This window comes from Petrotoga sp. Shatin.DS.tank11.9.2.9.3 (assembly GCF_003665005.1).
GTDB lineage: Bacteria > Thermotogota > Thermotogae > Petrotogales > Petrotogaceae > Petrotoga > Petrotoga mobilis.
Map to the genome: position 1 here is coordinate 135,041 of NZ_JGVT01000005.1, position 19,769 is coordinate 154,809.

Sequence of the window (19,769 nt, forward strand, 5' to 3'; positions counted from 1 at the left end):
AGTGAATAGTACTTGTTTGGTTGGTGAGGAGGTAAAAACATGAGAATCACTGAAAATCTTTTAAGTAGTAGAACACTTAACGATATTCAAGATGTTTTAAGGAAATATAGTGATTTAAATTCTCAATTAACTTCAGGAAAGAAAGTTCGTTACCCATCAGATAATGCAGCTGTTGCAACAAGGATTTCTAATTTAGACAGTCGTTTGAGGGAAATTGAACGTTATAAAACTAATGTGGAAACAGCCCAAAATTATGTGAATATGTATGATACAGCATTACAGGAAGTAAGTTCAATATATCTTAGAATTAGAGAACTTGCTGAAAGAGGAAAAAATATCACTTTGAGCGAAAATGACAGAGTTGCTATATCAGAAGAACTTGACAAGATAAATACGCAACTAGTTTCTATTGCAAATACGGAAATTTCAGGAAACTATGTGTTTGGGGGAGCTAAAAACAATCAAAAAGTCGTGGAAATAGATAGCGAAGGTAATTTTAAAATAATAATGCCCCCAGAAGCAAATATTAGGCAGAAGATTTCCGTTGGTGGGCAAGATATAGAATACGGTAAAACAGTTTATGATGCTTTTGTAACTGATTATGGTGCCTCAATTTTTGCCATAGTAAAAAGATTGTCCAATGCTATAGAAGCAGGAGATTACACATCACTTCAAAGTGAGATGGAAAATGTTGAAGAAATACAAAACAATGTATTAAAGAATCTTACGGAAGTTGGAGCTACTCAACGAGTTTTAGAAATGACTTCAAACAGAATGGAAGAATTTAAGAGTTTTTCAACAGAATTTTTATCCAATGAAGCTGATGCGGATATGGCTCAAGTAGTAATGGAATTGGCAACTCAGCAAAATGTCTTACAAGCTGCTTTAAAGGCAGCTGGTAATATTATTCCCCCAACCTTGGCAGATTTTCTATAAGGAGGTTTTCCAAAATTATGATAAAAGAATATGAAACGAAGTTGGGAAGTGTGAAGATAGAAACTGAAAAAACCATAATTTTTGAGTATGGTATTCCTGGTTTCGAAGATCTTAAACAATTTGTTTTGCTGGAACCTGAAGATACATATCCTATCATGTGGTTAGCTTCGTTAGAAGATAAGAAAGTAGCTTTCCCTGTTACTTTTCCTCAACTTATAAGAAACGATTATCAGTTTGCTCTTCCTCAAGATTTAACAGAATACTTGGAATTAGAGAAACCAGAAGATGCTATAATATTAAGTATATTGACTATACCAGAAAAAGAAGATGAAATAACTATAAATTTAGCTGCTCCAATTATTATTTCCCAAAAAAATCATAAAGGTGTACAATATTTAATTGAAAATGAAGAATACAAAATTAGACACTTTTTGAAAGAAGAATTGGAAAGAAGTAAGGCTATACTCTCTGTTCAAAAAGATGGTGAATAGATTTGTTGATATTAACTAGAAAAATAGGAGAATCCATCGTAATACAAGTAGGAAATAGAAAAATAAAACTCATTATGGTTGAACAAGATAATGGAAGTATAAAAATCGGTTTTGAGGCACCTAAAGATATAAAAATTTATCGTGAAGAAGTGTATGAAGAAATCGTAAAGCAAAATAAAGCCTCATTGGAGAGCGATGTTAACAGATTGGGAAAAATAAAGACCAGTATCCCAAAACTAGTAAAAAAAGATAAAAAACAAAATACTTAGATACAAGGGAGGAAAAAATCGAATATGTCGCAGGAAAAAGCAATAATAGGTAAAGCAAAGGAAGTTAAACCTTTAATAATAAATAATGAAATGACTAAAGATGTTGAAAAAAGAATATTAATAGGGAAGAGTAATTATGGAGCGCCTAATTTTGTTATGAGGTTATTCACTGTTAAACCAGGTGGATATTCTCCTAAACACTCTCATAGATGGGAACATGAAATATTTATAGTTAAAGGTAAGGCAGAAGTTTATGATGGAGAAAAATACAATGCAGTTGAAGCTGGAAGTTTTGTTTACGTCCCTGGAGGCATAGAGCACCAATTGAAGAACGCAGGAGATGAAGATTTAGAATTTATTTGTGTTATTCCAACATCTGCAGATGAAGAATGAATTTTTCATAAAAAAGTGGCGTAATAAATATATCGCCACTTTTTATGCTTTTTGAAAGCAGTTTAATTATTAATAACTTCGTCTATTGCAACCTTTTCTTCTTCGGTTAGCAGTTTATCTATATCTAATATTACTAACATACCATCTTCTAAACGTGCTATGCCACTTATAAAATCAGCTCCGCGCATTCCACCTATATTAGGTTTTTCGTTTATTAAATTAGGGTCGATACTTCTTACGTTTTTTACATCGTCAACCATTATTCCCACACGTCTTTGATCGATTTTTAAAACTATTACTTTGGCGTGAGATCTGTCTTCAAAGTCGGACATTTTAAATTTTCTTCTCAGGTTGATGATAGGTAAAACTTCTTCATTGCGATAATTTATTACACCTTCGAAATAGTCAGAAGCATTTGGTAATTTAGTGGTCTCTTCATACTCAATTACGGCATCCACATTCATAATATCGAGGCCAAACTTTTCTTTACCAATGTTGAATGTGACTATTTTCAACTCGGATGGCATTTTTACTCCCCCTTTTTAAAATCAAAATTTTGTTTCTAAAATGGCTAATTATAATTCAATAAATTTCTAAAAAATTATATCATAAAAGTATTTAGAAAAAAAGTTGTCTCTGGGCTAAAGAATATACGAAAAAAATTATGTTATAATTATATTAAAATTATAACATATTGGGGTGTAACCCGTGCGCAAAATTATTAAGAATTATACTATTTTAGGCTTTTTAATTGTTTTAATTTTGATAATGACTTCGGTTGTAATATTTCACATCCAAATTGCAAAAGAAAGGTCTGTTCAGGTGAGTAGTACTCAAGTAGAAGAGGTTACTAATCCGATTGTTCAAGAAAAAATTCCTATCTCAACAGTAAATGCCAAATACGGAGTAATAATAGGAGGTTACGAAGGATTTTATGTTTTCGATGTTGAAAAGAAAGAAATAATTGCTTCAGTAACAACCGGTAGTTATGTTAACGATGCTCAAATTTATGAAGATTATCTTTATCTTGTTGACAGAGAGGGATTGAAAATTTATGATTTTTCAGATCCCCAAAAAGTAACTTTATTAAACTCTTACTCCACATTTGGTGATTCTTTATCCGTTGCAACGAATGGAGAATTATTATTTGTTGCGGATGGTGAAAATGGCTTGATAAGCTTCGATTTGAAAGATAAGGTGTATATAAGATTGAAAGAACATATTCGTTTACGGGGCATGGTAACTCAAGTTGAAATGTTTGAAAAGTATTTATTTGTGATTGGTCCAGGTTTAGGGATGAAGATTTATGAAGTCAAAGAAGATCGAACCGTTGAAGAAATTAATTATTATGATCAGTTGGTTTCACCTAGAATGATTAGTTTGAGTAAGGATTTTTTTGTGGTGAACGACGATTTATTGGGTATACAAATATTTGAAACAAAAGATTTGACCACGACAAAAAAACATGATGTGAAACCATTGTATATATGGGATGAAGATGCTTTTTCTATACATTTAGTAGATGATTTGCTTTATTTTTCTACGAATAACGGTGTATATAAAAGAAGTTTGGAATCATTAGAAACTCAAGAAATTATTACTGGACAATTTTCTAGACCAAATATTTTGATAAATGACGGGTATATATACTTAACGAATAACGAAGATGGGCTGTATATTTATGAATTAGATACTAAAGAATTACTTAAGTATATTAATACAGTTGACTCAATTGATGATTTCGTTGCGTTGGAATCAGGGGTGTTAATTGATGAGGGTGGAAAGATAGTTTATATAGATAAACAAAAAGAAAAGTTATGGGAGAAAAGATATATTGGGGATTTGATAAAAGGCGAGAAGGGGTTTTACGAACTCAATGAAAATGTAGTTAATTTCTATGATGCTACGAATACAATTACCAAAAGTTTTCCTGAAAACATTGTAGGTATAAAAGAAACCCAAGAAGATGTATTCGTTATTGCCCAAGAGAATATATATTCTTTCTTTTATGGAACAAAGGTGTTTGTAGGAATGGCTCAAGATATAGAAATTATTGATAACTTTGCGTATATAGCTGAGGAAGATAAGATAATAGAGTTTAACTTTTTAACGGGAAAGAGTAGTTTTAAATTTTATTCCAAAGATCATATTGAACAAATTCATTCAATTCCTGATGGATTTATCCTTTTAACAGAAAAAGGGGTATTTAGGACAGACGTAAATTTTAACATTATCGATTATTTTAGCTTTGATTATTTGCCCGATATAATTGCTCTGAATGATAAATATATATTTTATTCTATAGGCTCTCAATTGACGATCGTTGATCTGTCAAGTTTTGATTTAAATCGAATAATAAATTTAGATCTTCCAATTTTAAGTATGGATTGTAAAAATGGATATCTTTACATTTCTTACTCTTCAAAAGGAATAACGAGATATAATATTACAGATAAACTTCAACTAGTAGATGAAGAAGTTGTTGTAAATATTTTCACCGCTAAGAATATGATTTTTTGATATTGAATTTTTCGTAAATTTAATAATGAAAGGGGTCTTATGTTTTGGTAGTTACTATAAATCATAATGATTACGAAGCTGAACCAGGCCAAACTATACTCCAGGTTGCAAAACAAAACGGTATCTATATTCCTACCATATGTCATAGTCCACATTTATCCGATGTAGGTTCTTGTAGAATGTGTTTGGTAGAATTGGAAAATAATCGTAAATTAGTTGCCTCTTGTGTTACACCAGTAACTGATGGGATGAAGGTTTTAACGGATAGTGAACGGGTTATCGAGGCTAGAAAGACGGTTGTAGATTTACTAGTTTCTGATCATCCAATGGATTGTATGACATGTGAAGCTAATGGAAACTGTGTCCTTCAGGATTTAGCTTACGAATATGGAATTAAAGAATCCACCTTCGGAACAAAGAAACTCCCACGTTTTGAGATAAAAGCTCAGAATGAATTTATACAGCTTGATCCAGACAAATGCATACTTTGTGGCAAATGTGTACGAACATGTAAAGAGATTCAAATGTGTAACGCATTGGATTTTGTCAATAGAGGTTTTGAAACTAAAGTTAGCCCTCCATTTGATGAAGATCTGGGAGGGAAAGATTCTCCATGCGTCTTTTGTGGGCAATGCGTTGAAATGTGCCCAACGGGGGCTCTTACTTATATTCCTTCCAAAGGAAAAGGGCGTTATTACGAATTTAATAAAACTATAACGACCTGTCCTTACTGTGGGGTTGGTTGTCAATTGGAATTAAGAACCAAAGACAATAAAATAATTCAAGTTGGTTCCGTTTACAACGAAAACTCTCCAAACCCCCATGGAGAAAGCTGTGTGAAAGGCCGGTTTGGGTATGATTTTGTCAATCACCCCGATAGATTGACTGACCCTTTGATAAAGAGAAATGGACATTTTGAAAAAGTTAGTTGGGAAGAAGCATTAGATTATGTTGCAGAAAAACTATTGAATATAAGAGGAAAGTATGGAAGTGATTCAGTAGGTGGGTTGAGCTCAGCAAAATGTACAAATGAAGAAAACTATATTATGCAGAAATTTATGAGGGCAGTAATTGGTACAAATTCTGTAGATCACTGTGCCAGACTTTGTCATGCCTCCACTGTTGTTGGATTAGGGATGGCATTTGGTTCGGGAGCCATGACCAACTCTATATCAGAAATAGAGGGAAGTGATGTAATATTTGTTATAGGTTCAAATCCAATGGAGAATCATCCGGTAATTGGAAGCAAGATAAAAAAGGCGAAGAAAAACGGGACCCATTTAATAGTAGCAGATCCTCGGAAGATAGAACTTTCTGAAATTGCTGACATTTCATTACATCACAAGCCTGGAACAGATGTGGCTTTAATAAATGGAATGATGAATGTTATCGTCCACGAAGGGTTACTTGATAAAAAATTCATTGAAGAAAGAACGGAAGGATTTGAAAGTTATATAAAAGTAATAGAAGGTTATACACCATCTAAAGTATCCCAGATTACAGGTGTGCCAGCAGATAAGATAATCGAAGCTGCAAAAATGTTTGGTTTAGCCGAAAAAGCAGCAATATATTTTGCAATGGGAATAACTCAACATAAATACGGAACTAACAACGTACTTTCTCTTACGAATCTTGCACTCTTAACTGGGAACGTTGGTTTTGAAAGCACAGGAGTTAATCCATTAAGGGGACAAAACAACGTGCAAGGTGCTTGTGATGTAGGGGCTTTACCTGATGTTTATCCTGGTTATCAAAAAGTCAGTGATCCCAAAATTAAAGAAAAGTTTGAGAATTATTGGGGTGTAAAATTAACTGATAGAGAAGGATTGACTTTAACAGAAATGTTTGAAGAAGCTGGTAAAAAGATAAAGGCTCTCTACATAATGGGTGAGAATCCTTTTTTGTCTGATCCAGATCAAGACCATGTTAAAAAAGCTCTAGAAAGTTTGGATTTTTTAATAGTGCAGGATATATTCTTGACTGAAACTGCACAATTTGCAGATGTAGTTTTGCCAGCGGCGTCGTTTGCTGAAAAAGAGGGTACGTTTACAAATACCGAACGACGCATACAAAGGGTGAGAAAAGCGGTCAACTCTCCTGGAAGGGCTAAAGCAGATTGGGAGATATTAACTAAATTGGCTAATAAAATGGGTTATGAAATGAAATATAATTCTCCTTCTGAAATTATGGATGAGATCGCACAAGTATCAAAATTATACGGCGGAATAAGTTATGAAAGATTGGAAAAAGGTGGTTTGCAATGGCCTTGCCCTGATGTTAATCATCCAGGTACAAAATATTTGCATAAGGATGGTTTTTCTCGTGGGAAAGGCAAGTTTTTTCCAGTTGAGTTTGCTCCTCCAGAAAAAGAAGTCGATGAAAAGTACAATTTTACCTTAATGACAGGAAGGATGTTATACCATTTCCATACAGGTACTATGACCAGGCGATCCTATCCTATTGACAAGCATGAACCAGACTCTTATGTCGAAATAAACATAGAAGATGCAAAAAAATTGGGGATCAAAGATAAAGATAGAGTTAGGATAACTTCGCCTCAAGGAACGGTTGAAACCTATGCAAAGGTTGGACAAAGAGTTCAACCTGGCCAACTTTTCATGCCTTTTCACTATGCGGAAAGTCCAGCCAATAAACTTACCAATCGTGTTTATGATTTAAAAGCAAAGATACCCGAATTAAAAATAACCCCAGTTAAGTTAGAAAAAGTTGAAAAAAGAGTTTCAAGAAGAGAGGTTTTAATTGATGAACGCTTTACTTCTATCAGGAGGCAAGAGTAGCAGATTTGGGACTAATAAAGCAATGGAAACAATCAACGGAAGACCTTTGATAGAACAGATTGTTAAAGGTCTAAAAAATGCATTTGAAAAAGTATACATAATAGGCAACGTAAAAGAGTATGTTTTTTTGCAAGATGTATTTTTTTGTGAGGATATAATACCAAATAAAGGCCCATTAGGCGGGTTGCTTACGGGTTTAACCTGTTCTGATAGCGACTACAACTTTTTGACAGCCTGTGATATGCCTTTTTTGACAAATGAATTTTTTGAATTTGTAAAGTTACAGAAGAAAGATTATGACGTTCTTGTGCCCGAGTACAACTCTTACCTTGAGCCACTTGCCGCTGTTTATAGCAAAAAATGTTTGCCTTTTATCAGTGCCTCACTAAAAAAGGATCAATTAAAGTTGAAGAGTTTTTTCCCCAAAGTAAAGGTTAGAATAATAAAAGAAACCATTATAAGAGAAATTGGAGAGCCTGAAAAATTGTTTTTCAATATAAATTATAAGAAAGATGTAGAAAAATTAGAAATGCATATGGAAAGGAGTGAAAAGATTTGAAAATTAAATTCTTTTCCCTTATAAAGTTTGATTTGAAAAAGGATGAAGTCGATTACCAATTATCAGAATCGGAATCCATTAAAGAAATAATAAAATTATTGGATCAAGAGTTTGATAATTACTTTAGTAGAAAATTACTAGAAAACGGGGAACTTAAAAGCGGTACAATAGTATTATTAAATGGAAGAAATATTCGCCATTTACAAGGATTGGATACGTTAGTAGAAAATAAAGATGAAATAACAATTTTTCCCCCTTCTGGAGGAGGATGATATGGATTACTTGGAAAGACAAAAAGGGTTGTTCTCAAAAGAGGAGTCTTTAAAGCTAAAACAAGCTGTTGTTTATATTGGTGGTGCTGGAGGTCTTGGAACTCATCAGGCTTTGGAGTTACAAAGGGTTGGTGTAAAAAAAATATATTTGGTGGATTATGATAAGGTTGAACCTTCTAACCTAAACCGTCAAGTTTTATATAGCGTGGATAGCATTGGTGAATACAAAGTTGATCAAGCTAAAAAAATTCTTGAATCTTTTAACTTGCCTACGATAATAGAAACAAAAGTAGAAAAAATTTCAAAAAAGAGTAAAATACCAAAAGATGTGAACGTCATATTAGACGCTCTTGATAATTTCGAAACGAGATATATTCTTGAACAACTTGCTTGGGAATCCAACGTACCTTATATTCATGCAGGCGTTAATCAATGGTATGGTCAATTGACAACCATAATCCCAGGTAAAACTTCGTCTTTAAAAGATATATTCGGAGAAATTGATACAACACAAGAAAAGGTCTCTGTTATCTCACCTGTAGTATCGATTATGGCATCCCTTCAAGTAATAGAAACAATTAAAGTAATAATTGGAAGAAAAGATACCCTCGACAACAAGTTACTACTCATAGATTTAAAAGATTATTCCCTTGAAATAATTAACCTTCAATGAAAAATAAGAACTTTCATTCCTCTATTAATCCTTGTTTTTCAAGATAAGATTAAGAAAAGCGCTTATTTGCAAGAATTTGCCTTCTAATTGAAAATAATCGTCCCTAAACGCTTCTAATTGCCAATAAATCAAATTGACTTTTTTTTACATAAGAGTTAAAATAACAACAATATAAATTTTTCAAAAATAGGAGTTTGAATGTAACAAAGTTTTCTTTTTTTTTAGTTAACTGTAGTTCAGTTAACATTTTAAAATATTGAAAGGAGGAGTGTGCATGAAAGTATTGATGTTGGATCAGGCAAAATGCACGGGATGTAGGGCATGTGAGTATGCTTGTTCTTTTGAGCATACGGGAAAGTTTAACCCCCTTGACTCTCGAATCAAAGTGAACGAGTTTTGGGAAGATTTAACCTTCGTCCCAAGTGTTTGTCTGCAGTGTGAGAGAGCATATTGTGAAGAAGTATGCCCTACTTCCGCTCTGACTAAGAACCCTGAAACAGGGGTGGTAGAACTTAACAAGGAAAAATGTATCGGATGTAAACAGTGCATCGTAGCATGCCCGTGGGGTTCCATAAAATTGGATCACACAGGGAAAGAGGTTATAAAATGCGATAACTGTGGTGGGGATCCAGCGTGTATTAAAGTGTGCTATCCAGGAGCTTTGTCTTACGAAGAAGTAGAAGATATCACAAATGTGAAAGTAAGGGAAACTGCCACCCGCCTTAAAGAAATCGCAAAAGATTTAGTAAAGGGGGGAGCTTAAAATGATAAAAGGTGGATTCAAAGGTAAATTATTGAGAGTAAACCTAACAACCAAAGAAGTGAAAAGTGAAGCATTGAATGAAGAATGGGCTCAGAAATACTTAGGAGGCAGAGGGTACGGTACTCGCTTGTTGCTTGAAGAAATAGATCCAAAGGTAGATCCTCTCTCCGAAGAAAATAAGGTTATTTTTGCCACTGGTCCTTTAGATGGAACATTAGCTCCTTCTTCTGGAAGAACTATGGTAATCACAAAAGGTCCTTTGAATGGAGCTATTGCGTGCTCTAATGCAGGTGGACATTTTGGCCCCGCTTTGAAACACACAGGATACGATATGATCGTTGTTGAAGGAAAATCAGCCGAACCCGTATATATATGGATTAACAAAGGTAAAGTAGAATTCAGATCCGCAAAGGAAATATGGGGGAAATTGGCTGACGAAAGTGACGAATTGATAAGAGAGCAAACACATCCCTTGGCTGAAACCATGACGATTGGACCGGCTGGCGAGAAATTATCTCCTATCTCTAGCGTAATGTTCAATGGTCATAGGGCTTCTGGAAGAACCGGTGTTGGCGCCGCAGTTGGAAGCAAGAACCTAAAAGGGATAGCCGTTAGAGGGAATGAAGATACTCCAGTGGCTGATCCTGAAGCTTTTATGAAAGCAGTTTATAAGGCTAGAGATATTTTAAGCAAAGATGCCTTTGCAGGTCAAGGGGCTGCTATGTTAGGTACCGCAATGTTGGTGAATGTTATCAATGGTGTTGGTGGGTTCCCCACTCGTAATGCCCAAGATGCTTATTTCCCAGAGGCAAATAAAATTAGTGGAGAAACTCTAAGGGAGAAAAATTTAATTAGAAATGAAGGATGTGCTGAGTGTCCAATAGCTTGTGGTAGGGTAACGGTAGTAAAAAGTGGACCGTATAAAGGAACTATTGGAGGAGGTCCAGAATACGAATCAGTTTGGTCGTTTGGTGCAATGTGTGGTGTTTCAGACCTTGATGCAGTGATAAGTGCAAATCATCTTTGTGATAAATATGGAATCGATACTATCGCTATGGGTTCAACGGTCGCCTGTGCCATGGAATTGTACGAAAAAGGATATATGCCCAAGGAAGATGCCCCTTTTGAACTTAGATTTGGTTCAGCAGAAGCTATGTTAAAAGCCGTGGAATTGGCGTGCAAGCAAGAAGGAAATTTTGGGAAATTATTAGCTCAAGGTTCCTATCGCTTAGCAGAGCATTATGGTCATCCGGAACTTTCTATGTCGGCAAAGAAACAGGAGTTCCCAGCTTACGATCCAAGGGCTATCAAAGGTATGGGTTTAGAATATGCAACTAGCAATCGTGGTGCTTGCCACGTCAGAGGATATGGAACAGCCGTAGAGGTATTGGGAGATGCTGATCAGTACGCTTATGAAGGCAAAGCGGCTATAATTAAAACCTTACAAGATTTAACCGGTGCACTTGATTCTTCTGGAATATGTTTGTTCACGACTTTTGGTCTCAGTGCTAATGAGTTAGCCGAGATGGTGTCAACTGCAACAGGTTTTTCAATAGATGCCCAAGAGTTCATGAAAATTGGAGAAAGAATTTGGAATATTGAAAAGCTTTTCAATCTTAAAGCTGGTTTTACAAGACAGGATGATACCTTACCTCCAAGAATATTAAATGAACCAATCAAAACGGGTCCTTCGAAAGGACAGGTAGAAGATCTTGAAAAGATGCTGGATGAATACTATCAGTTAAGAGGATGGGATAAAGACAGTGTTCCCACAGAAGAAAAACTTAAAGAATTGGAGGTCCAGATTTCAAAATGAGATACGTTATTGTTGGAGCTAGTGCAGCTGGCTTAAATGCTGCTCGAACATTAGAATCTCTGGATCCTCAAGGGGAAATAACTATATTATCCGCCGAAGAAGTATTCCCCTACAGTAAAATGTCTCTACCTTACTTATTGTCAAATAAATTGAAAAAGAGAGATTATATGTTTCTACCCTCTCCGTCGAGAGCTAATCTTCTATTGGGGCAAAGGGTTGTCAACATTGATGTTGAAAGAAAAAAGATAGAAACTATACAAAACAAAACATTTTCCTTCGATAAATTGTTGATAGCAACTGGAGCGGAACCTTATGTTCCAGATATGGAAGTAGAAGGATCTCCACTAGTGTTAACGGTGAGAAATCTTTCAGATATGGATAAATTGAAAGATAAGTTGAACAAAAGTGACGTTAAAAGAGTTATACTTTCTGGTGCTGGATTAGTTAATTCTGAGATCGCTGATGCCTTAGCAGAACTTAATATACCTGCTACTTTTGTTATAAGATCGCGTAGAATGTTATCTCAGATTGTTGATGAAGAGGGTTCAGAAATTATTGCTGAAAGGGCAATAGAAAATGGAATGGAGTTAATCACAGGTGAAAGCATAACGAAGGTTCAAGAAGAAGGAGATCACGCAAACATCTTTCTTGCATCAGGCAAAGTAATTCAAGGCAGTTGTGTTGTTGTGGGAAAAGGAGTTAAGCCGAGTATAGATTTTCTCGAAAAAACGCCTATCAAATGTGACACTGGCATCTTGGTAAACGAATATATGGAAACATCTGTTAAGGATGTTTATGCGGCAGGGGATGTGACGGAATCCATAGACTTAATTTCAGATGAGTATGAAATGCATGCCTTGTGGCCTGTTGCGATGGAACAAGCAAGGATAGCTGCCACCAATATGGCGGGGTATTCTTGGAAATATCCCAAAGAAGTATCTAGAAACATAGTAAATTTATTTGGAGAAGTTGTTTTCACTGGGGGTATTAGTAAAGAAGATGCTTACGATGTTTATAAGGAAAAAGAAGGTAGAAGTTACCACAAAATTCTGGTAAGAGATGGCAAACTTGTTGGTTTTATCTTTGTTGGAGGAGTCCTAAATCCTGGAGTTTATTTGGCAGCGATGAAAAATCAATGGGATATAAGCCATCTATTGAATGAAGCAATAAAAGGTGCGTTAAGTTATTCGATGTTTAAGGCTCCTACGAGAGAAGTTGTGAATATATAACTTTAAAATTTAAGTTCTTTTGAAAACAATTTTTTTCATATACATTTTATAATGTCTTCGATCTAGGTTACCTACGGAATTCATTCTATGGTGACTTAGACGATAGGGTATAGAAGGAAACTTCTATGCCTCCCGCATTAGGAAAGGAGACACATTATGAACCGGTGTCTTCACACGCCGGTTTTTTTATTTTGTAATGTCATTAATTTTTTTAAGCTGCTCTCCTTTCCTCAATCTTCTAGGTTGATGTAACAGTAAAGGGTTGCTAAAGTAAGTTTTAGAGTTTATAAACTTAGATAAAAAAATTTAGATAAGGGGAGAGGAAATAATGAAGAGCATTTATAAGTACACATTTATGTTATTTGTTTTTTTATTTGGGACGTTGATGATGGCTGAAGATATAACTGGAGAGATTGTAGTTTTCCATGCGGGATCTTTAAGCGTTCCATTTGCACAAATTGAAAAAGCCTTTGAAAGTCAGTATCCTGGAACAGATGTTATTAGGGAAGCAGCGGGAAGTAGAGAAGCTGTTAGAAAGGTTACCGATCTTGGAAGAGAAGCGGACGTTATAGGTTCTGCGGATTATACGGTCATCGAAAATCTGATGATCCCAGAGTACACAGAATGGTACATAAATTTTGCCAACAACGAGATGGTGATAATGTACACAGAAGATTCTCGCTACAAAGATGAGATTAATTCTGACAATTGGTATGAGATTCTTTTGCGTCCTGATGTTGAGTACGGTCATTCGGATCCAAATGCCGATCCTTGTGGATACAGAAGCCAGATTGTTTGGAAATTGGCAGAAAAATATTATAAAGTGGATAATCTATATAAAAAACTCGCTGATAACTGTCCACCAAAAAACGTTAGACCAAAAGAAACAGATTTAATCGCACTATTAGAGGCAGGAGAACTGGATTATATTTTCATCTACAAATCTGTGGCGTTGCAACATCGAATGCCCTACGTGGAATTACCAGAACAAATTAATTTGAAAAGTACGAAGTATGCCGATTTTTATGCAACTGCTTCTTTTGATGTAACGGGCAAAGAGCCTGGTGAAATGATAACCCAAATAGGGCAACCTATGGTATATGCTCTAACCATTCCCAATAACGCTCCAAATCTACAGGGAGCAATTGCCTTCATCAAATTCGTCATTGGTCCAGAAGGACGAGCCATCATGGAAGAAAACGGGCAACCGTCAATTAATCCCCCAGAAGGTGTAAACATAGAAAAAGCTCCCCAGGAGCTTCAAGATTTCTTAAAAGGTGGAGCGAATGATTAAAAAAGCATGGTTCGAATTAATACTTAGTTTTTTGGGGATACTATTGTTGTTTTTCATAGCGGCCCCGGTAGCCAAGCTTATCTTTGGAGTTGAACCGCAAGTTCTTATTGACACTGTAAAGGAAGAAGAAGTATACAGTTCCATATTGCTTACTTTCAGTGCATCGTTAGTTGCAACTTTAATTTCTATATTGTTGGGGGTACCTTTGGCTTACTTGCTTGCTCGTAAAGATTTTTTTGGTAAGTCTTTTGTAGAAAGTTTGATAGATATCCCCGTTATAATACCACATACAGCAGCAGGAATAGCGCTTTTAACGGTTTTTGGTAGTAGATTTTTTCTGGGAAGATTTTTCTCGATATTTGGAATAGAGTTCGTTGGCGAATTTGCAGGAATAGTTGTTGCGATGATGTTTGTCAGTATGCCTTTTTTGGTGAATGAAGTTAAAGAAGGGTTCAGATCTATTGATGTTAAACTTGAAAAGGTTGCTAGAAGTTTGGGCTCATCCCCTGCGAGAACTTTCTTCAGAGTATCGCTACCTTTGAATTTTAACCATTTAATCTCTGGTTCACTTATGATGTGGGCAAGAGGATTATCTGAATTTGGTGCGGTTATTATATTAGCTTATCATCCAATGACGGCGTCGGTACTTATCTACGAGAGATTTACTTCATTTGGATTGAAGTATTCAAGCCCCGTTGCAGCCATTATGGTGATAACAAGTCTCATTGTGTTTATCTTTTTAACACTCATAAACAGAAAGAATTCAATAGAAGGTAGAGAGAAGGAAAACGAGCTTGATTAAAATCGTGAATATATCGAAGAGATTTAAAAAGTTTTCTTTAGAAGATATCAATTTGAATATCGAAGATAACGAGTATTTTGTAATTTTGGGGCCAACAGGTGTAGGTAAAACAGTGATTCTTGAGATTATAGCAGGTTTAATAAAACCTGACTTTGGTGATGTTTTTATCGGAGAGAAAAGAATTACACATTTACCTCCTGAAGAGAGAAATGTTGGAATGGTTTATCAGGATTATATGCTCTTTCCACATCTAAATGTGGAAGAGAATATTGTTTTTGGATTAAAATCGAGGAGAATTAAAAAAGATGAAATAAGATCTCTGTTAAACAACATAGTAGAGCTTTTTCGCATAGAACATTTACTCACAAGGAAAACGAAGAATCTAAGTGGAGGAGAGAAGCAAAGAGTAGCTCTTGCACGAGCTTTAATCACTTCTCCACAAATTTTGCTGTTAGATGAACCTTTAAGTGCATTAGATCCTCAAACAAAAGAAAAATTTATAGAAGATTTGAAGAACTTACATAAACAGCTCAAGACTACTACAATTCATGTAACACATGATTTTAATGAAGCATTTTCTTTAGCGGATAAAATCGCTATAATGAAAGATGGGAAGATCATTCAAGATGGAAATTCAAACGAGGTGTTCAACAAACCGAATTCTGATTTTGTTGCTCAATTCACTGGGGTTAGAAATATTTTTAGAGGAGAAATAGTAAAAGATGATTCTGGTACCTATGTTTCAGTGAATGGATTGAAAATAAGTGTGGCCAGTGAAAAGAAAGGGAATGTTAATATCTCTATCAGACCTGAAGATATATTGTTATCTATAAATCCTTTTGATTCAAGCGCTAGGAATGTTTTCCCTGGAGTGATAAAGCGGATTTATGAACAATTATCTATAGTTCATATTACCGTGGATATTGGTATTCCTTTGGTGGTGTACATAACTAGGCAATCGTTGAAAGAGTTGAATTTAGTAGAAAATAAAAAGATTTTTGTTACATTCAAAGCTTCTGCAGTGCATGTTTACTAAGATGGGAGTGATTTTTTTTGGTTACCATCGTTGTTGGTGGAAAATCGAGCAATGTCGGTAAATCTACTTTAATTTCACGAATGATAAAGAATTTAAACTGTCACGTTGGAGTGATAAAAACATCTATCCATAAAACTAATGAGGAAATAGAAGTTACAGCTGATCCTTCAATTATTAGTGAGAAAGGGAAAGATACTGCGTTTTTTAAAGAATCTGGAGCCCAAAATGTAATCTTACTAAAAACAAATTATGAAGGATTGTTGGAAGGTTATAGAAGGGCACGCAAGCTCTTAGATGAGGACATAGAATATTTGATTATTGAAGGAAACAGTATCCTAGATTTTATTAGACCAACTTTGGTTTTTTACATTGATTCTGATGATACACAAGAAAAAGAATCAGCGACCAAAGCCAAAAGTAAAGCCGATATTATAATCGATAAAGAAAACCTTGAAGAATTAATCAAAGACGGAAACAGTATGAAATTCAAGATTAATTTTGAACAAGTGAGTTGTTTTAATGCACACGCTATCTGTAAGGCATTGAATATCAAATTACCTAAATTTGGGAAATTGTTGGATGATCAAAACATCAAAGTTCGGTACTGCCAGCTTGGTTTATTCAAATAAAGACGGAGGCTAAGTATGTCTGAATTCTTGGATTTAAATACCCCAGAAATGTTTTGGGAAATTGTGAATAAAAATATAAATATTGGTTTATTGCCATCAGAAACGATAAACTTTAAAGAGTCCAATGGGAGAATTTTAGCCCAGGATTTATTTTCTCCCATCGATCTTCCACCTTTTAGCCGATCAACTGTTGATGGTTTCGCTGTGAAAGCGGAGGATACTTTTGGTGCCTCGGAAAGTATGCCTATCTATTTGAACGTTAAAGGTGAAGTGTTCATGGGGCAAGAAACAAAGATAATGGTAGAAGCTGGTGAAGCTGTAAAAATTCCGACGGGTGGAATGTTGCCAGAAGGATCAAATGCAGTCATTATGATAGAATACGTTGATTACGTTGGCGAAAAAATGATTGAAATCAATCGTTCTGTTGGAGTTGGTGAAAACGTAATTTATAAGGGTGAAGATATTCCTAAAGGGAAGGTAATTTTAAATAAATACCATCAGATCAGGCCACAGGATGTGGGAGCTCTAGCAGGCCTTGGAATAACTGATGTTGAAGTTTATAAAAAGCCAAAAGTAGCTGTAATTGCAACAGGAGACGAGTTAGTCTCCCCTGAAAGCGTTCCTGGAGTCAGTGAAATAAGGGATATAAACAGTTACACAATAGGAACAACATTAGAAGAAGTAGGTGCAGAAATTAGATACGTTGGGATAATTCCAGATAAATTTGATTTTTTGAGAGAGAGTATAAAAAACAATTTAGATTGTGACTTGATCCTGATCTCTGGAGGTAGTTCTGTAGGAGTTAAAGACATGACGGTGGAAGTTTTGAATTCTTTGGGGAAACCTGGGGTATTGTCTCAAGGAATCACGATAAAGCCAGGTAAACCTACGATTTTTGCGGTAGTTGAAGGTAAACCTATTTTAGGCTTACCTGGCCACCCTTCATCATCCTTTATCATTACCCAAGTGATTGTTAAACCGTTGGTTGAGAAGATAATGGGCATAAAAGAAAAAAACATAAAATGCAATATTAAAGCAAAGTTAAGTAGAAATTTGGATTCAGATAAAGGAAGAGAAGAGTACATTCCAGTTCGATTGATTGAAAATGCTGAAAAAAATTACATTGCGGATCCATTAGTCGGTGAATCAGCAATGATATCTACATTTGTTTATGCCGACGGTTATATAAAAATAGATGCTAACAAAGAAGGACTCAATAAAGAGGAAACTGTAGATGTCTACTTGTATTAAATGAGTGGGCTTCGGGTCAAGTGGGTTAAAATTCCTTTATCCTTTTGGGTGGGGAGCGGGGCGAAGGGGCGCTATATAAGAGCTTTTCAAGGTGGTAAATTGAATTCAAGAAGGTGAATAAATGAGTAAAATATATTTAGAAAAAGTCTCTTTAGAAAAAGCTAAAGAAGAATATTTTAAGATTTTCAAAGATTATTTTGTTGAAACAGAGAATATTAAAGTTGAGAATTCTAACGGTAGAGTCACAGCAGAAGCTATCTATGCAAAAAGGTTTGGGCCACACTATTATGCATCCGCAATGGATGGTATAGCGGTTAAAGCTTCAAATACATATGGAGCCAGTAAAACAAATCCATTGATGTTGAAAAAAGGTTTAGATGCGGTTATAGTTGATACTGGAGATCCGATACCAGAAGGATTTAATGCGGTTATAAAGATAGAAGAAATAAATGATGAAGGTGATTTTTACATTATAGAAAAAAGTGCTACACCATGGCAAAATATTAGAGCTATTGGAGAAAGTGTAATGAAAGGGCAATTAATGTTCCCAGTAAATCATATGATAAGGCCTTATGATGTAGGATCTTTATTAGAAGCAGGTGTGAAAGAAATCAACGTTAAAAAAAAGCCTTTGATAGGAATCATTCCAACGGGTGATGAGATTATTCCTCCCGATCAGGATCCAGAAAAAGGTCAACTTGTGGATTTCAATTCGACTATGATGAAAATTTATGGCGAACAATGGGGAGCAAAAGTTTCAATTACCGAGATCCTTCCCGACAAATATGAAGATCTCAAGAAAAAAGTGCTGGATGAGATCGAAAAAAACGATATTTTGATCATTATAGCGGGTTCTTCTGCAGGTAGGGAAGATTATACCGAGAAAATTTTAAATGAAGTAGGAAGAGTTGTTGTACATGGAATTAACATAATGCCTGGTAAACCAGTCATTCTTGGTGTTATAAAAGAAAAGCCGGTAATTGGTATACCTGGTTATCCTCTATCTGCTTTGCTGAATTATTATATTTTTGTACGAACCCTTGTGTATCAGATGTTAAGTTTGGACGTTCCAGAAACACCATATATAAATGCGGTTGTTCGTAGAAAAGTTCCTTCACAAGTTGGCTTGGAAGAATTTTTAAGGGTTAATTTAGCTTTTATTGATGGAGAATACGTAGCGGTTCCAAGAAAAAGGGGTTCGGCTGCCATGGAGTCACTGGTGAATGCAGATGGTATTATGCCTGTCCCAGAAAAATCCGAAGGAATAGGTATCAACGAAAAGGTGAAAATATATATTTTGAACCCCATCTCCTCCATTTCAAAAAACGTGTTATTCATTGGGAGTCATGATTATTCATTAGACATATTGGTTAATGAAATAAAATCTCAAAAACTTGGATTTGACTTTAACATTCAATCTGTGGGGAGTATGGGAGGATTGATGTCGCTTAAAAGAGGCGAGTGTCATTTGGCTGGAGCCCACCTTTTGGATCCACAAAGTGGAACGTACAATAAAACTTACGTTAAAGAGATTTTAGGTGATAAAAAAGTAACTATGGTTAATTTAATTTGGAGACAACAGGGTTTAATTGTACCAAAAGACAACCCTTTAGGATTAGGAAAGATAGAGGATTTAATCCGTCCAGATATTAACTTTATCAATAGACAGAAAGGTTCAGGTACCCGTGTATTACTAGACTATTGGTTGAACAAAAAGGGGATACCTTCAAAATCAATTAGGGGATACGAGAGAGAAGAATTCACCCACACTGCTGTTGCAGCAGCCGTTGCAAATAAATCTGCAGATGTAGGATTAGGGATAAAGGCAGCTGCCGATGCGATGGATTTGGATTTTATACCTCTTTTAGAAGAAAGATATGATTTTATAATTCCAACTGACTTTCTACAAGATACCAGGATGGGAAAAATTCTTGAGGTTATTAATTCTGAAAAGTTTAAGAGCCAAGTAATTGCATTGGGGGGTTATAGAACAGATAATACAGGTGAAATAATGTCATAAAAGGAGAGTTCAATTATA

The 19,769-nt window shown here is 35.2% G+C and carries 19 protein-coding genes and 1 riboswitch; of the genes, 18 read left to right on the top strand and 1 reads right to left on the bottom strand.

Annotated features, from left to right (window positions below):
- The first annotated feature begins 39 nt into the window (after nucleotides 1-39).
- From flgL to BZ25_RS05630, 4 genes are read left to right on the top strand one after another with little or no spacing between them, the layout of a single operon-like run.
- Nucleotides 40-936, top strand: a complete 897-nt coding sequence (flgL, locus tag BZ25_RS05615; RefSeq protein WP_103064562.1) for a flagellar hook-associated protein FlgL — start codon at nucleotides 40-42, stop codon at nucleotides 934-936.
- Nucleotides 937-953: 17 nt separating this feature from the next.
- Nucleotides 954-1,427, top strand: coding sequence for a flagellar assembly protein FliW (gene fliW / locus BZ25_RS05620; RefSeq protein ID WP_121514551.1), 474 nt, complete (start codon nucleotides 954-956; stop codon nucleotides 1,425-1,427).
- A gap of 2 nt (nucleotides 1,428-1,429) precedes the next feature.
- Nucleotides 1,430-1,696 (top strand): carbon storage regulator, encoded by a 267-nt coding sequence (locus BZ25_RS05625; protein WP_121514550.1) that lies wholly within the window; start codon nucleotides 1,430-1,432, stop codon nucleotides 1,694-1,696.
- 24 nt (nucleotides 1,697-1,720) lie between these two features.
- Entirely contained in the window at nucleotides 1,721-2,089 is a 369-nt protein-coding gene (locus tag BZ25_RS05630; protein WP_012208238.1) for a cupin domain-containing protein, read from the top strand.
- Between the two features lie 62 nt (nucleotides 2,090-2,151).
- Here the strand turns inward: BZ25_RS05630 and BZ25_RS05635 are convergent, their stop codons facing one another.
- Nucleotides 2,152-2,616, bottom strand: coding sequence for a chemotaxis protein CheW (locus BZ25_RS05635; protein WP_012208237.1), 465 nt, complete (start codon nucleotides 2,614-2,616; stop codon nucleotides 2,152-2,154).
- A gap of 181 nt (nucleotides 2,617-2,797) precedes the next feature.
- Between BZ25_RS05635 and BZ25_RS05640 the strand changes: the two genes are divergently transcribed.
- The 14 genes from BZ25_RS05640 (at nucleotide 2,798) to BZ25_RS05705 (ending at nucleotide 19,751) form a co-directional block, all read left to right on the top strand.
- Nucleotides 2,798-4,609 carry an LVIVD repeat-containing protein gene (locus BZ25_RS05640; RefSeq protein ID WP_121514549.1) on the top strand — a complete coding sequence of 604 codons (1,812 nt, stop codon included), beginning with the start codon at nucleotides 2,798-2,800 and terminating at the stop codon, nucleotides 4,607-4,609.
- 44 nt (nucleotides 4,610-4,653) lie between these two features.
- Nucleotides 4,654-7,407, top strand: coding sequence for a formate dehydrogenase subunit alpha (gene fdhF, locus BZ25_RS05645; protein WP_121514548.1), 2,754 nt, complete (start codon nucleotides 4,654-4,656; stop codon nucleotides 7,405-7,407).
- Nucleotides 7,373-7,966, top strand: coding sequence for a molybdenum cofactor guanylyltransferase (locus BZ25_RS05650; protein WP_121514547.1), 594 nt, complete (start codon nucleotides 7,373-7,375; stop codon nucleotides 7,964-7,966). The genes fdhF and BZ25_RS05650 overlap by 35 nt, the downstream gene beginning before the upstream one ends.
- The gene (locus tag BZ25_RS05655) at nucleotides 7,963-8,238 is read left to right on the top strand and encodes a MoaD family protein (RefSeq protein ID WP_121514546.1); all 276 of its coding nucleotides are present in this window, start codon (nucleotides 7,963-7,965) and stop codon (nucleotides 8,236-8,238) included. Before BZ25_RS05650 ends, BZ25_RS05655 begins: the two co-directional genes overlap by 4 nt.
- Nucleotide 8,239: 1 nt before the next feature.
- Entirely contained in the window at nucleotides 8,240-8,911 is a 672-nt protein-coding gene (locus BZ25_RS05660) for a HesA/MoeB/ThiF family protein (RefSeq protein ID WP_121514545.1), read from the top strand.
- A gap of 274 nt (nucleotides 8,912-9,185) precedes the next feature.
- Nucleotides 9,186-9,674 carry a 4Fe-4S dicluster domain-containing protein gene (locus BZ25_RS05665; RefSeq protein WP_012208231.1) on the top strand — a complete coding sequence of 163 codons (489 nt, stop codon included), beginning with the start codon at nucleotides 9,186-9,188 and terminating at the stop codon, nucleotides 9,672-9,674.
- A 1-nt stretch (nucleotide 9,675) separates the two neighbouring features.
- On the top strand, nucleotides 9,676-11,490 hold the full coding sequence (locus tag BZ25_RS05670; RefSeq protein ID WP_121514544.1) for an aldehyde ferredoxin oxidoreductase family protein: 1,815 nt from the start codon (nucleotides 9,676-9,678) through the stop codon (nucleotides 11,488-11,490).
- A complete protein-coding gene (locus BZ25_RS05675; RefSeq protein WP_012208229.1) occupies nucleotides 11,487-12,719 on the top strand; it encodes an NAD(P)/FAD-dependent oxidoreductase in 1,233 nt (410 codons plus the stop codon). The genes BZ25_RS05670 and BZ25_RS05675 overlap by 4 nt, the downstream gene beginning before the upstream one ends.
- Nucleotides 12,720-12,762: 43 nt before the next feature.
- Nucleotides 12,763-12,884, top strand: a riboswitch (molybdenum cofactor riboswitch).
- A gap of 163 nt (nucleotides 12,885-13,047) precedes the next feature.
- Complete coding sequence (gene wtpA / locus BZ25_RS05680) at nucleotides 13,048-14,013, top strand: tungstate ABC transporter substrate-binding protein WtpA (RefSeq protein ID WP_121514543.1); 966 nt, start codon at nucleotides 13,048-13,050, stop codon at nucleotides 14,011-14,013.
- Nucleotides 14,006-14,815 carry an ABC transporter permease gene (locus tag BZ25_RS05685; protein ID WP_121514542.1) on the top strand — a complete coding sequence of 270 codons (810 nt, stop codon included), beginning with the start codon at nucleotides 14,006-14,008 and terminating at the stop codon, nucleotides 14,813-14,815. The genes wtpA and BZ25_RS05685 overlap by 8 nt, the downstream gene beginning before the upstream one ends.
- Nucleotides 14,808-15,851: a tungstate ABC transporter ATP-binding protein WtpC gene (gene wtpC / locus BZ25_RS05690; protein WP_121514541.1), complete on the top strand. Its 1,044-nt coding sequence runs from the start codon at nucleotides 14,808-14,810 to the stop codon at nucleotides 15,849-15,851. The genes BZ25_RS05685 and wtpC overlap by 8 nt, the downstream gene beginning before the upstream one ends.
- Nucleotides 15,852-15,868: 17 nt before the next feature.
- Nucleotides 15,869-16,480 carry a hypothetical protein gene (locus tag BZ25_RS05695; protein WP_121514540.1) on the top strand — a complete coding sequence of 204 codons (612 nt, stop codon included), beginning with the start codon at nucleotides 15,869-15,871 and terminating at the stop codon, nucleotides 16,478-16,480.
- Between the two features lie 15 nt (nucleotides 16,481-16,495).
- Entirely contained in the window at nucleotides 16,496-17,731 is a 1,236-nt protein-coding gene (gene glp / locus BZ25_RS05700; RefSeq protein WP_121514539.1) for a gephyrin-like molybdotransferase Glp, read from the top strand.
- 121 nt (nucleotides 17,732-17,852) lie between these two features.
- Complete coding sequence (locus BZ25_RS05705; protein WP_121514538.1) at nucleotides 17,853-19,751, top strand: molybdopterin biosynthesis protein; 1,899 nt, start codon at nucleotides 17,853-17,855, stop codon at nucleotides 19,749-19,751.
- Nucleotides 19,752-19,769 lie beyond the last annotated feature (18 nt).